Annotated in this window: 14 protein-coding genes; 9 read left to right on the top strand and 5 right to left on the bottom strand. The window is 61.6% G+C overall.

Annotated features, from left to right (window positions below; genetic code table 11):
- Positions 1–24: 24 nt before the first annotated feature.
- Positions 25–1,428 (bottom strand): sensor histidine kinase, encoded by a 1,404-nt coding sequence (locus HFK74_RS05975; protein WP_180202733.1) that lies wholly within the window; start codon positions 1,426–1,428, stop codon positions 25–27.
- Positions 1,418–2,137, bottom strand: coding sequence for a response regulator transcription factor (locus tag HFK74_RS05980; RefSeq protein WP_180202734.1), 720 nt, complete (start codon positions 2,135–2,137; stop codon positions 1,418–1,420). The genes HFK74_RS05975 and HFK74_RS05980 overlap by 11 nt, the downstream gene beginning before the upstream one ends.
- Before the next feature lie 214 nt (positions 2,138–2,351).
- Here HFK74_RS05980 and HFK74_RS05985 point away from each other — a divergent pair, with 214 nt between their 5' ends.
- From HFK74_RS05985 to HFK74_RS06000, 4 genes are all read left to right on the top strand, one after another.
- Positions 2,352–5,105 carry a response regulator gene (locus HFK74_RS05985; protein WP_180202735.1) on the top strand — a complete coding sequence of 918 codons (2,754 nt, stop codon included), beginning with the start codon at positions 2,352–2,354 and terminating at the stop codon, positions 5,103–5,105.
- A 21-nt stretch (positions 5,106–5,126) separates the two neighbouring features.
- A complete protein-coding gene (locus tag HFK74_RS05990) occupies positions 5,127–6,119 on the top strand; it encodes a 2-hydroxyacid dehydrogenase (RefSeq protein WP_180202736.1) in 993 nt (330 codons plus the stop codon).
- A gap of 77 nt (positions 6,120–6,196) precedes the next feature.
- Positions 6,197–6,631: a hypothetical protein gene (locus HFK74_RS05995; RefSeq protein ID WP_008054824.1), complete on the top strand. Its 435-nt coding sequence runs from the start codon at positions 6,197–6,199 to the stop codon at positions 6,629–6,631.
- Positions 6,631–7,035, top strand: a complete 405-nt coding sequence (locus tag HFK74_RS06000; RefSeq protein ID WP_180202737.1) for an META domain-containing protein — start codon at positions 6,631–6,633, stop codon at positions 7,033–7,035. Before HFK74_RS05995 ends, HFK74_RS06000 begins: the two co-directional genes overlap by 1 nt.
- Before the next feature lie 138 nt (positions 7,036–7,173).
- On the opposite strand, the gene HFK74_RS06005 is transcribed toward HFK74_RS06000, so the two are convergent.
- The gene (locus tag HFK74_RS06005) at positions 7,174–7,641 is read right to left on the bottom strand and encodes a TlpA disulfide reductase family protein (protein ID WP_008054820.1); all 468 of its coding nucleotides are present in this window, start codon (positions 7,639–7,641) and stop codon (positions 7,174–7,176) included.
- Between the two features lie 114 nt (positions 7,642–7,755).
- On the opposite strand from HFK74_RS06005, the gene arsC reads away from it, so the two are divergent.
- From arsC to HFK74_RS06020, 3 genes are read left to right on the top strand one after another with little or no spacing between them, the layout of a single operon-like run.
- Positions 7,756–8,109, top strand: coding sequence for an arsenate reductase (glutaredoxin) (gene arsC, locus HFK74_RS06010; RefSeq protein ID WP_180202738.1), 354 nt, complete (start codon positions 7,756–7,758; stop codon positions 8,107–8,109).
- Positions 8,106–8,702, top strand: coding sequence for an NAD(P)H:quinone oxidoreductase (gene wrbA, locus HFK74_RS06015; protein WP_008054817.1), 597 nt, complete (start codon positions 8,106–8,108; stop codon positions 8,700–8,702). Before arsC ends, wrbA begins: the two co-directional genes overlap by 4 nt.
- 2 nt (positions 8,703–8,704) lie before the next feature.
- Complete coding sequence (locus tag HFK74_RS06020; RefSeq protein WP_180202739.1) at positions 8,705–9,130, top strand: DUF2069 domain-containing protein; 426 nt, start codon at positions 8,705–8,707, stop codon at positions 9,128–9,130.
- 87 nt (positions 9,131–9,217) lie between these two features.
- Here HFK74_RS06020 and HFK74_RS06025 read toward each other — a convergent pair whose 3' ends face one another.
- Together HFK74_RS06025 and ttcA are read right to left on the bottom strand one after the other, a co-directional pair.
- Positions 9,218–9,892, bottom strand: a complete 675-nt coding sequence (locus tag HFK74_RS06025) for a DNA-3-methyladenine glycosylase I (RefSeq protein WP_180202740.1) — start codon at positions 9,890–9,892, stop codon at positions 9,218–9,220.
- A 76-nt stretch (positions 9,893–9,968) separates the two neighbouring features.
- Complete coding sequence (ttcA, locus tag HFK74_RS06030) at positions 9,969–10,793, bottom strand: tRNA 2-thiocytidine(32) synthetase TtcA (RefSeq protein WP_090324525.1); 825 nt, start codon at positions 10,791–10,793, stop codon at positions 9,969–9,971.
- Between the two features lie 279 nt (positions 10,794–11,072).
- Between ttcA and HFK74_RS06035 the strand changes: the two genes are divergently transcribed.
- Together HFK74_RS06035 and HFK74_RS06040 are read left to right on the top strand one after the other, a co-directional pair.
- Positions 11,073–11,675, top strand: coding sequence for a Yip1 family protein (locus tag HFK74_RS06035; RefSeq protein WP_180202741.1), 603 nt, complete (start codon positions 11,073–11,075; stop codon positions 11,673–11,675).
- A gap of 158 nt (positions 11,676–11,833) precedes the next feature.
- The gene (locus HFK74_RS06040; RefSeq protein ID WP_180202742.1) at positions 11,834–12,328 is read left to right on the top strand and encodes a SprT family zinc-dependent metalloprotease; all 495 of its coding nucleotides are present in this window, start codon (positions 11,834–11,836) and stop codon (positions 12,326–12,328) included.
- The last annotated feature ends 26 nt before the right edge of the window (positions 12,329–12,354 follow it).

Here is a 12,354-nt window from a genome sequence, read left to right on the forward strand (position 1 = left end):
GAACTCAGGAACGCTCCGGCAAAATCAGAGCGTTGCAGGATGGGAGAGCTTGCTCGGAAAGGCGTCTTCACTGACAGTTCCATCGTCCGCCACCAAGCGCATATTCATCCGCAACCCGCTCCCGGTGTTCTGCGCCCAAAGCCTTCCGCCCTGACGCCGCACCGCATTCCTGGCAATGCTCAAGCCCAGGCCGAATCCGCCATCCCCCGGCCGCGAGCCGTCGAGGCGGGTAAAGGGCAGGAAGATCCGCTCAAGATCCGCTTCCGCCACACCGCCCCCCTGATCCTCCAGCCACAGGTGCCAGAAGTCGCCGTCGCGCCGCCCGCCCAGGTGAACAATGCCACCCTTGGGTGAATGTCGAATGGCGTTACGCAGCATGTTCTCCAAAGCCTGGGCCAAAGTGTTGAGATGGCCGCGCACCCAGCAGGAGGCGTCCACCGAGCACTGCAACTGCCCATCCGGCCAGCAACTTTCATAGCAGGCGTTTTCCGTGAGCATCTCCCACAAGGCCTGGACCTGGATCGCTTCGTCGGGTAATCGCGTGCGCTCCGTATCGAGCCAGGCCAGTTGCAGCGTGTCCTCCACCAGCCGTTGCATGCCATCGACCTCGCGGCCGATACGCTCACGCAGTTGTTCAAGCCCCTGCTCGCTTTCGCTGGCCACCCGCAGGCGGCTCAACGGCGTGCGCAATTCGTGGGACAGATCGCGCAATAGTTGTTGCTGCAGGGCCACGGTGCTTTGCAGGCGTTCGGACATGTGATCGAACGCCCTGCCCAACTCCCCCAATTCATCGGCGCGGTTGGTGGTGCGGCGCGACAGTCGCACGTTGAGCTGATCGGCACGCCAGGCATTGGCCTGTTCGCGCAAGTGATTGAGCGGCACCACCAGCAAGCGGTACAAGCCGACGCACAACAGCAAGGTGAACAACCCCGGAATGACGCCGTTGGTGATCACCCGCCAGAACACCCGGTAGCGCCCGGGCACGAACCGTTTCGGCAGTTCGATCACCAGGCTGCCGGCGGCCGGATCGCCGGGAAACGGCACCCGCATCCATGGCCGGCCTTTCTTGTGGACGGGCCAATCCAGGCCGCGCAGAAAGGTCAGGCGCTCGACTTCCTTGTCCGTCAGCGTATAGCTGCTCAACGACTGCAGATCACCGCCGATGACACCGACCCACCCCGTTTCGCGGTTGTGCATGCTCTGCAGCCAGCTATCGACACCCTCTTGCTGGCGCTGCTGCCACGCTTGCTCAGCTTCGGCGGCATAGCGCGTCAGCGTGCCGCGCGCTTCATCCGACAGGAACTGGTTGCGCTGCTCCATATAGCGGCCCCAGGACCAGCTCAACCAGATCATCAGCAGGCAGAACGCCACCAACAGGCACGCCAGTTTCCAGAACAGCGAATGCCGCCCCGGCAACTTACACTTCATCGACGGCACTCAGGATGTAGCCCTTGCCCCAGACCGTGCGCACCTCCCGCTCGGTGTAGCCGATAGCCTTGAGTTTGCGGCGGATCTGGCTGATGTGCATGTCCAGGCTACGATCGTGGGCGGCATAACCGCGCTGCAGTACCTGCTGATAAAGGAAGGCTTTGCTCAACACTTCATCGACGCTGCGGCTCAGGGTTTCCAGCAGGCGGTACTCACTTCGAGTGAGGCCCGCGGGCTGCTGGCCATAAAAAACGTCGAAGTATTCGTCGTCAAAACGCAGGCTGTCCACGTCGGCCACCATCGCCACCGGGGTCGGCCGGCGATCGAGCGCTACGCGGCGCAGGATGGCTTCGATGCGCACGCGCAGCTCGACCATGCTGAAGGGCTTGGGCAGGTAATCATCGGCCCCCAGTCGAAAGCCGCTGATGCGATCGGCCTCGGCACCGAGTGCCGACATCAGCAACACCGGGGTGGAATGGCTGCGGCGCAGTTGCGTCAGCACTGCCAACCCGTCCATACCCGGCAACAGGATGTCCATCAGCACCACATCGAAGGCTTGCTCGCGGGCAATGTCCAGGCCCTCCTGGCCGTTCTGGCACCAGGTGACCTGGAAGCCGCTGCGGCCCAGATGTTCATGCACATAGGCACCGAGTACGAGGTCGTCTTCGATGGAGAGGATACGGGGATGGCCAGCGCTGATGGTCGTCATTAGTATCTGCAAATAATTCTCAGTTGGTAATTATTCAAGATTGCCTCGCCCGGGGCAACCCAAGGGTTTGCACCGAGTGCAAAAGCCCACAACCAACCGACGAATGACGACATCAATTATCGAGGATTGCCCGCCTGCAAATCGCTACACTGCGCAAGTGGCGCGTGCCGGACGCACGCGCAGCCCGATAAATAGCCGGTTGCAGGAGAGAGGCGTGCTGACGAAACTGGGAATCAAGGGCCGCGTGCTGTTGCTGACGTTGCTGCCGACCAGCCTCATGGCGGTGGTCCTGGGCGGCTATTTCACCTGGATGCAGCAATCGGACCTGCAAACCCAACTCCTGCAGCGCGGCGAAATGATCGCCGAGCAACTGGCGCCGCTGGTGGCGCCAGCCATGGGGCACAACAACAACGAAATGCTGGAGCGCATCGCCACCCAGTCCCTGGAACAACCGGACGTGCGCGCCGTGACCTTCCTTGCGCCAGACCGTACGCCGCGGGCCCACGCCGGGCCGATAATGCTGACCCAGGCGCCAATGGGCGAAGGCTCGCAGATGCTGCGCCGCAGTGGCAGCGAAGCAACGCGCTACCTGCTGCCGGTGTTCGGCAAACACCGCAACCTGGCAGGCGACGTGATCCCCGATGAGGCGGACCGCCTGCTGGGCTGGGTCGAACTCGAACTGTCCCACAACGGCATGCTGCTGCGTGGCTACCGCAGCCTGTTCGCCAGCCTGCTGATGATCGCTGGCGGTCTCGGCGGGGCGGCGCTGCTGGCATTGCGCATGGGCCGCACGATCAATCGTCCGCTGACCCAGATCAAACAGGCCGTCGCCCAACTCAAGGACGGTCACCTGGAAACCCGCCTGCCGCCACTGGGCAGCCAGGAGCTGGATGAATTGGCCTCCGGCATCAATCGCATGGCCGGCACCCTGCAGAATGCCCAGGAAGAACTGCAACACAGCATCGACCAGGCCACCGAGGACGTGCGCCAGAACCTCGAGACCATCGAGATCCAGAACATCGAACTGGACCTGGCGCGCATGGAAGCGCTGGAGGCGAGCCGGATCAAGTCCGAGTTCCTGGCCAACATGAGCCATGAAATACGTACGCCGCTCAACGGCATCCTCGGCTTTACCCATCTGCTGCAAAAAAGTGAACTGACCCCGCGCCAGCTCGATTATCTGGGCACCATCGAAAAATCTGCCGACAGCCTGCTGGGGATCATCAACGAGATCCTCGACTTTTCGAAGATCGAGGCGGGCAAGCTGGTGCTCGACCATATTCCGTTCAATTTGCGTGACCTGCTGCAAGACACATTGACCATCCTCGCCCCGGCCGCCCACGCCAAACAGCTGGAGTTGATCAGCCTGGTGTATCGAGATACCCCCCTGTCGCTGGTGGGCGATCCGTTGCGGCTCAAGCAGATCCTGACCAACCTGGTCAGCAATGCGATCAAGTTCACCCGCGAGGGCACCATCGTCGCCCGGGCCATGCTCGAAGAAGAGCACGAAGACAGCGTGCAATTGCGCATCAGCATCCAGGACACCGGCATCGGCCTGTCGAGCCAGGATGTGCGCGCGTTGTTCCAGGCCTTCAGCCAGGCCGATAACTCGCTGTCGCGGCAACCCGGCGGCACGGGCCTGGGGTTGGTGATCTCCAAGCGCCTGATCGAACAGATGGGTGGCGAGATTGGCGTCGACAGCACCCCGGGCGAGGGTTCGGAGTTCTGGATCAGCCTGAACCTGCCCAAGACCCGCGACGATGCCGAAGACCTGCCGAGCGCGCCGTTACTCGGACGCCGGGTTGCGGTGCTGGAAAACCATGAGCTGGCGCGCCAGGCGTTGCAGCATCAACTGGAAGACTGTGGCCTGGACGTCATCACGTTCAATACCCTGGAAAGCCTGACCAACGGCGTCACCGGCGCGCACCAGACCGATCAGGCGATCGAACTCGCGGTGCTGGGCATCACCAGCAACGACATGCCGCCTGAACGCCTCAACCAGCACATCTGGGACCTCGAGCACCTGGGCTGCAAAGTGCTGGTGCTGTGCCCCACCACGGAACAGACGCTGTTCCACCTGTCGGTGCCCAACCCCCACAGCCAGCTCCAGGCGAAACCGGCCTGTACCCGCAAGCTGCGGCGCGCGCTGTCCGACCTGGTCAACCCGCGGCAATCGCGTAGCGAGTCCAGCGAGCCGCTGTCGAGCCGCGCACCGAAGGTGCTGTGTGTCGACGACAACCCGGCCAATCTGCTGCTGGTGCAGACCCTGCTCGAAGACATGGGCGCCAAGGTGCTCGCCGTGGAAAGCGGTTACGCAGCGATCAAGGCGGTGCAGAACGAGACGTTCGACCTGGTGCTGATGGACGTGCAAATGCCCGGCATGGATGGTCGTCAAAGTACCGAAGCGATCCGCCAATGGGAAAGCGAACGGCATTGCACGCCGCTGCCGATCGTAGCCCTCACGGCACATGCCATGGCCAACGAAAAACGCGCATTGCTGCAAAGCGGCATGGACGATTACCTGACCAAGCCGATCAGCGAGCGGCAACTGGCGCAAGTGGTACTCAAATGGAGCGGGCTGGCCCTGCGCAATCACACACCAGAGCGCGCAGGCGACAGCCACGGCAGCACCTACGAGTTGCAGGTGCTCGACCACGAAGAAGGCTTGCGCCTGGCCGCAGGCAAGGCCGATCTGGCGGCGGACATGCTGGCAATGCTGCTGGCGTCGCTGGAAGCCGACCGCGAAGCCATCCGCCAAGCCCAGCAAAGCAATGACCACAACGCCCTGATCGAGCGGGTTCATCGCCTGCACGGCGCAACCCGCTATTGCGGCGTACCGCAACTGCGCGCCGCCTGCCAACGCAGTGAAACCTTGCTCAAGCAGCAAGATCCCAAGGCCTATCGCGCACTTGAAGATCTCGACCGGGCGATCAACCGCCTGGCCGCCCAGGCGCGCATCAATGCCTGATGCACTTTCCAGGAGGACCGCATGCGCACGATTCTTTTCAGCAGCCAGACCTACGACCGCGACAGCTTTCTCGCCGCCAACCTGCCGCCAGGTATCGAGTTGCACTTCCAGTCGGCACGACTGAGCCTCGATACCGTCGCGCTGGCGGAGCACCACGAGGTGGTCTGCGCTTTCATCAACGATGACCTCGGCGCCCCGGTGCTCGAACGCCTGGCCGCCGGTGGTACCCGCTTGATCGCCCTGCGTTCGGCCGGTTACAACCATGTCGACCTGGCGGCGGCCAAGCGCCTGGGGCTGGCGGTCGTGCGCGTCCCGGCCTATTCGCCCCACGCCGTGGCCGAGCATGCCGTAGCCCTGATCCTGGCACTCAACCGCCGCCTGCATCGCGCCTACAACCGCACGCGCGAAGGCGACTTCAGCCTGCACGGGTTGACGGGGTTCGACCTGGTGGGCAAGACCGTCGGCGTGGTCGGCACCGGGCAGATCGGTGCGACCTTCGCGAAAATCATGAACGGGTTCGGCTGCCAACTGCTGGCCTACGACCCCTTCCCCAATCCGCAGGTCGAAGCGCTTGGCGCCCGCTACCTGAGCCTGCCGCAATTGCTGGCCGAGGCGCAGATCATCAGCCTGCACTGCCCGCTCAACGAGCAGAGCAAGCACTTGATCAACCGCCAATCGCTGGCGCACATGCAGCCAGGCGCCATGTTGATCAACACCGGTCGCGGCGGCCTGGTGGACACCCCTGCCCTGATCGATGCCTTGAAGAACGGCCAGCTGGGTTATTTGGGACTGGATGTGTATGAAGAGGAAGCACAACTGTTTTTCGAAGACCGTTCCGACCTGCCGTTGCAGGACGATGTACTGGCGCGGTTGCTGACCTTCCCCAACGTGATCGTCACGGCACACCAGGCTTTCCTGACCCGCGAAGCCCTGGGCGCAATCGCCGCGACCACCTTGCAGAACATCGCGGCCTGGGCGGCCGGAGCGCCGGAGAATCAGGTCGAGGGTGATTGAACCTGATCGAAGGTCATATGCCCGCGCCATGCTGCGCGTATGCCCGTGCTAGCATATCGCGCATATTTGGAGGACCCATGGTCGAACACGATTTCCGCTACACCCTGATGAACCCGCAACACACCCTCACCGAATGCCGCGCCCTGGTGCCGGGGCGTTATCAAGTCACCGGCAACGGCGGCTCGATTCGTAATAACGACGTGCTGGTCGTGACCCTCAAGGGCGCCAAGGACTTGTCCATGCGCCTGACCGTCGAAACGGTTCGCCACCTGATCAACCCGCCCGGCCAATGGGTCGCTGTGGCCAGTGGCCCGGTGTTCGGCGAACTGGCGATCCATACCTGGCAGGTGAACTGCGACAGCTGCGCCAAGGAACTGAGTTTCGAGTTCGCCGTTGACGCCAAGCTTGGCAACAAGGCTGAAAAGCCTGCTGCCTCCGCGCGGATCGCCGAGTTGGGCTGGACCACCGTTGGCGAGAAACACCTGTGCCCTAAATGCCAGGAGCCTGCGTGATGAAACGCCTCGCCCTGACCGCGCTGGTCGGTGCAAGCCTGCTGGGCTGCGCCGCGGACCCGGTGCAGCTTGAGCACAATCGCAGTTACATCCTGGAGTGGATCGGCGAACGTCCGTTGATGGATTACAGCCACCTGACCATTACCTTGGGCGACGACGGTCGCGCCTACGGTAGCGGCGGTTGCAACCACTGGTTCGCGCCGTACTCCCTGGAAGGCAGCAAGCTGAGCTTCGGCAAGATCGGCAGCACCCGCAAACTCTGTGCGCCAGCGCTGATGGAGCAGGAAAAACGCTTCCTCCAGGCGCTGGAAAACGTGCAGAGCTGGGACGTCTCGTCTATCGACCAGATGCGTTTCTGGCCAGCCGAAGGCAAGCCACTGCGCTGGTGGCTGGAAGAGGGTTGATCTCCTCTGTTGTGGCGAGGGGATTTATCCCCGCTGGACTGCGCAGCAGTCCCTTTTTTTTGGGGTCGCTTCGCAACCCAACGGGGATAAATCCCCTCACCACAAAAGCCCTCGCCACAGCTGGAACGATCAGCGTAATCAGTTTTTAGCCTGCAACGCCTCCAGCTTCGCCACCACCCCCGCCGCCGTTTGCTCGCCCATCAATTGTTCCCGCACCTTGCCCTTGTTATCGATGATGTAGGTCACCGGCAACGCTTCACTGCGCGGCAGCTCGAACAATTCGGAAGGGTCCTGCGCCAGCACGGTGAACTTGATCCCGAGTTTCTCGCTGGCACTTTTCAGCTCTTCGCCCTGCACATTGTCGAAGTTGACCCCGAACACGCCGATCTTCTTGTCCTTGAGCTGGTCGGCCAACGCGTTCAATTCCGGAATCTCGGTACGGCACGGGCTGCACCATTCAGCCCAATAATTGATCACCAGCCATTTGCCGTCCAGACGCTCGGAGGCGACCTTCTGTCCGTTCTGATCGATCCCGTAGTCGTTACCGCAGCCCCCCAGCATCAACGCCCCGATAATGGTCAATGCCGCTGCCAGTCGCCTTGTCATGTCGTGTTCCTTGTCAAAAATTGAAAGCGCCTGTGACCCTTTGCCCGGCAAGGTTCAGGATTACGCGCTGCCCAGTTAGAATAGCCGCCACCTTACGCAAGATGCGACCCGCTCATGACCGATCTGACGCTTTATCACAACCCGCGCTGCTCGAAATCCCGCGGTGCGCTCGAACTGCTTGAAGCCCGCGGCCTGGCCCCGACGGTGGTCCGCTACCTGGAAACGCCGCTGGATGCCACGCAAATCCAGAGCCTGCTGGGCAAACTCGGGATCAGCGCGCGGCAACTGCTGCGCACCGGCGAAGACGAATACAAGGCCCTCGCCCTGGCCGACAGCAGCCTGAGCGAGGCGCAATTGATCGCCGCCATCGCCGCCCACCCGAAACTGATGGAGCGACCGATCCTCGAAGTGGGCGACAAGGCCATCATCGGCCGTCCGCCAGAGCAGATCCTGGAGCTGTTGCCGTGAGTGCGCCGTACATTCTGGTGCTGTATTACAGCCGCAGCGGCTCGACCAATGAAATGGCCCGGCAAATTGCCCGTGGCGTCGAACAGGCCGGCCTTGAAGCCCGATTGCGCACGGTGCCGGCCATTTCCACCGAATGCGAAGCCGTGGCGCCGGATATCCCGGATGAAGGCGCGCTCTACGCCAGCCTCGATGACCTGAAGAACTGCGCCGGCCTGGCGCTGGGCAGTCCGACCCGCTTCGGCAACATGGCCGCGCCACTCAAGTACTTTCTCGACGGCACCAGCAACCTGTGGCTGACCGGCGCCCTGGTGGGCAAACCCGCCGGTGTGTTCACCTCCACTGCGAGCCTGCATGGCGGGCAGGAGACCACCCTGCTGTCGATGATGCTGCCGCTGTTGCACCACGGCATGCTGATCACCGGCCTGCCCTACAGCGAGTCGGCGTTGCTCGAAACCCAGGGCGGCGGCACGCCGTACGGCGCCAGCCATCACGCCGGAGCCGATGGCAAAAGCGGTCTGGACGCCCACGAAGTGGCACTGTGCCGGGCCCTGGGCATGCGCCTGGCCAAGACTGCACAGAAACTGGAGGGTTGAGGGTGGCCAAGAAGCCGAAGGTCCTGCCCGCTATCGAATGGCTTGAACCACGGGTCAAGGCGATGCGCGCCATCAGCCTGCTGTGCTTCTTTGGCCTGGTGGGATTGCTCTGCGTTTACTACCTGTTGATCGCCGACCTGCACGGCGCGCGGCCGTGGGTGATCCTGCTGATTGAGCTGGTGCCATTGCTGCTGCTCGCGCCGGGGATGATTGTCGGCAACGCCCGGGGCCATTCGTGGATGTGCTTTGTGGTGAACCTGTACTTCATCAAGGGCGCATTGGCCGCTTATGACCCGAACCGGCAGATATTCGGCGTGCTGGAGATGGCCGCGAGCCTGGCGGTGTTCTGCTCGGCGCTGCTGTATGTGCGGTGGCGGTATCAGTTGAATCGCAAGTTGGCTGGCGAGGGCGAAATCTCCGTCGCCTGATCCGACGCCTTCGCTGGCAAGCCTGCTCCTACAGGGCCACAGTGCTTTTGTAGGAGCTGGCTTGCCAGCGAACAGGGCAACTCGGCCTTAATGGTTGACCGTGTAGGCCAGCATCATCGAAATCTGGCTCATCGGCCGCCCACCACTTTCCTCATGCCACTGATTGAACACGTCCTGCACCAAAGCGAGGTCGCGCAGACTACTCGGCACTTTGTCGATGATGCCTTGGGCATTCAACGCCGCCACCACATCATAGCTCGGCACAAAGGTGTCCTTGCCGACCATGCGCAAGAATCGCGGCGCCGACAGCCCGCCCAACTGATGACCGCGCTTTTTCAGCAAGGTCCACAGCCCGACGATGTCGGTCACCGGCCAATCGGCGATCATCGCCCCGAAGCTACCCTGCTCGTGAGTCACGTCCAGTACGAACTGTGCATTGCGCGGTACGCTCTTGAGCTTGCCCAGATGGCGGATGATCCGCGTGTCCTGCATCAACCGCTCCAGGTGTTCAGCACTCATCAGCACGACTTTTTCCGGGTCGAACTTGAAGAACACTTCTTCGAAGGCCGGCCACTTGGCGTCCACCAGGCTGTGCTTGAGCCCGGCGCGGAATACGCGCAATGCCATGGTCGATAAGTAACGGTCGTCGGTGATGTCGCGCAGTTGCGCCGCAGTCTTGGGAACGGGCAGATGGGCTTGCAGTTCAGCCGCCGAACCGAAGCGGTTCAAGCAGTATTCGTTCAGCCACTTGTAGTCGCGCATGCCCTCTCCTGAGGATTGAAAAATGAACGGCCAACACCTGTGGGAGCCAGCAGGCTGGCTCCCACAGTGAGGGTGTTTAAAGGTTGACCACGTTGACGAAGCGCGAAGCGGCGGATTCGTCGATCTTCAGGCTGGTGAAGTCGAACAGGTTGCGGTCGGCCAATTGCGACGGGATCACATTCTGCAGGCTGCGGAAAATGCTTTCGGTACGGCCCGGGGTCTTGCGCTCCCAATCTTGCAGCATTTCCTTGACCACCTGGCGCTGCAGGTTTTCCTGGGAGCCACAGAGGTTGCACGGGATGATCGGGAATTGCTTGAGGTCCGAGTAGGCCTGGATGTCTTTTTCGTTGCAGTAGGCCAGGGGACGGATCACCACGTTGCGGCCGTCATCGGCACGCAACTTCGGCGGCATGGCCTTGAGCGAACCGTTGAAGAACATGTTCAGGAAGAATGTCTCGACGATGTCGTCGCGATGGTGACCGAGGGCCATCTTGGTCGCGCCGATTTCGTCGGCGAAGGTGTAGAGCGTGCCACGACGCAGGCGCGAGCACAGGGAGCAGGTGGTCTTGCCTTCCGGAATCAGTTCCTTGACCACCGAGTAAGTGTCTTTCTCGACGATGTGGTACTCGATGCCCAGCTCCTTGAGGTAGGCCGGCAACACATGCTCGGGGAAACCCGGCTGCTTCTGGTCCATGTTCACGGCCACGATCTCGAACTTGATCGGCGCGACCTTCTGCAAGTGCATCAGCACATCAAGCATGGTGTAGCTGTCCTTGCCGCCGGACAGGCAGACCATGACCTTGTCACCGTCTTCAATCATGTTGAAATCGGCGACCGCCTCACCGGCCTGTCGGCGAAGGCGCTTTTGCAGTTTGTTCTGGTTGACCGTAAGAGTGCCCATGACGCGAAATCCGTGAGGTGTGACGAAAGGCCGGCATTTTACGCAAAAACCCTTCAGGAACGAAGTGCCCCGACGGATCGCGCGCCCTACAGACACAACAGCGATTACCCCGGCGCTTTACAGCGCAATTTGCTCTAAGCCCTACCCCCTGTAGGGTTAAGTCCTTCCTATACTGCGTCATAAGGTCGAATCACATACAGACCTACTACTTACTTGGCCTCGTTGGCCCGTAGGGCGCTCCGCTGGGGGGCGACGGTAAAAACAAGAGGAGTGACTGGCATGATCCATCACGTAGTGGGGCTCTTCACCCACCCTGACCAAGAATGGAAAGAGATTCGTGGCGATCAGGAAGAAAGTATCAGCCACATGTACCTGACCCACACGCTGATCCTGGCGGCGATACCGGCGATATCGGCGTTCATCGGGACCACGCAGGTGGGCTGGGTCATCGGCAATCGCCCGCCGGTGATGCTGACCGTGGAAAGCGCACTATGGATGACCGTCATGTCGTACCTGGCGATGCTCGGCGGTGTGGCGGTGATGGGTGCATTCATCCACTGGATGGCCCGCACCTATGACGCCAATCCGAGCCTCGCACGCTGCATTGCGTTCGCAACCTATACCGCTACGCCGCTGTTCATCGGCGGCCTCGCGGCCTTGTACCCCCACTTGTGGCTGGGGATGATCGTCGGCACGGCGGCCATCTGCTACACGGTGTACCTGCTGTATGTGGGACTGCCAACCTTCATGAACATTCCATCTGACGAGGGCTTTCTGTTTTCAAGTTCGGTGCTCGCCGTAGGCCTGGTGGTGCTGGTAGCCATCATGGCGTTCACCGTGATTGTCTGGGGACTCGGCGTGGGGCCGGTCTATACCAACTAGCAACTCACCACAAAAAAATCAGATCTGCCGACACAGGCCGCCGCAAGGCGGCCTTTTAATGCCCAGGCACAAAGAGCGCCGAAGACCATTCGGCACCTCGCCGATTCGCAAGGCCCCTGGCTTGCGGCATACTCGACTGCTCTGGAGATCCATCAAGCATGCCCGAGCAACTCAATACCCGCGTCGAAGACTGTTTCCAACAAGCCGAATCCTTTTTCAAACGACCTTTCAAACGCCCCGTGGTGAGTTTCAAGCTGCGTGGGCAAAAAGCCGGTGTCGCACACCTGCACGAGAACCTGCTGCGCTTCAATCCGCAGTTGTACCGTGAAAACACTGAAGATTTTCTCAAGCAGACCGTCGCCCACGAGGTCGCGCACCTGATCGCCCATCAACTGTTCGGTGACCGCATCCAGCCCCATGGCGAAGAGTGGCAACTGATCATGCGCGGCGTGTACGAATTGCCACCCAACCGCTGCCACACCTACGACGTCAAGCGCCGTAGCGTGACCCGCTACATCTACAAGTGCCCGTGCGCCGACAGCGATTTCCCGTTCTCGGCGCAACGTCATGGTTTGGTGCGGCAGGGGCGGCGGTATTTGTGCCGGCGGTGTCGCAACACGTTGGTGTTCAGTGGCGAGATGCGGGTCGAGTAAGTCGGATTTGCGGTGCCTGGGTCGAC

It is taken from the genome of Pseudomonas sp. SbOxS1 (genome assembly GCF_013416725.1).
Taxonomy (GTDB): domain Bacteria; phylum Pseudomonadota; class Gammaproteobacteria; order Pseudomonadales; family Pseudomonadaceae; genus Aquipseudomonas.

Excerpts from the sequence above, each read along its gene's own strand:
- HFK74_RS05975 (WP_180202733.1), bottom strand. The coding sequence starts at position 1,428 with ATGAAGTGTAAGTTGCCGGGGCGGCATTCGCTGTTCTGGAAACTGGCG.
- HFK74_RS05980 (WP_180202734.1), bottom strand. The coding sequence starts at position 2,137 with ATGACGACCATCAGCGCTGGCCATCCCCGTATCCTCTCCATCGAAGAC.
- HFK74_RS05990 (WP_180202736.1), top strand. The coding sequence starts at position 5,127 with ATGCGCACGATTCTTTTCAGCAGCCAGACCTACGACCGCGACAGCTTT.
- HFK74_RS05995 (WP_008054824.1), top strand. The coding sequence starts at position 6,197 with ATGGTCGAACACGATTTCCGCTACACCCTGATGAACCCGCAACACACC.
- HFK74_RS06000 (WP_180202737.1), top strand. The coding sequence starts at position 6,631 with ATGAAACGCCTCGCCCTGACCGCGCTGGTCGGTGCAAGCCTGCTGGGC.
- HFK74_RS06005 (WP_008054820.1), bottom strand. The coding sequence starts at position 7,641 with ATGACAAGGCGACTGGCAGCGGCATTGACCATTATCGGGGCGTTGATG.
- arsC (WP_180202738.1), top strand. The coding sequence starts at position 7,756 with ATGACCGATCTGACGCTTTATCACAACCCGCGCTGCTCGAAATCCCGC.
- HFK74_RS06025 (WP_180202740.1), bottom strand. The coding sequence starts at position 9,892 with ATGCGCGACTACAAGTGGCTGAACGAATACTGCTTGAACCGCTTCGGT.
- ttcA (WP_090324525.1), bottom strand. The coding sequence starts at position 10,793 with ATGGGCACTCTTACGGTCAACCAGAACAAACTGCAAAAGCGCCTTCGC.
- HFK74_RS06035 (WP_180202741.1), top strand. The coding sequence starts at position 11,073 with ATGATCCATCACGTAGTGGGGCTCTTCACCCACCCTGACCAAGAATGG.
- HFK74_RS06040 (WP_180202742.1), top strand. The coding sequence starts at position 11,834 with ATGCCCGAGCAACTCAATACCCGCGTCGAAGACTGTTTCCAACAAGCC.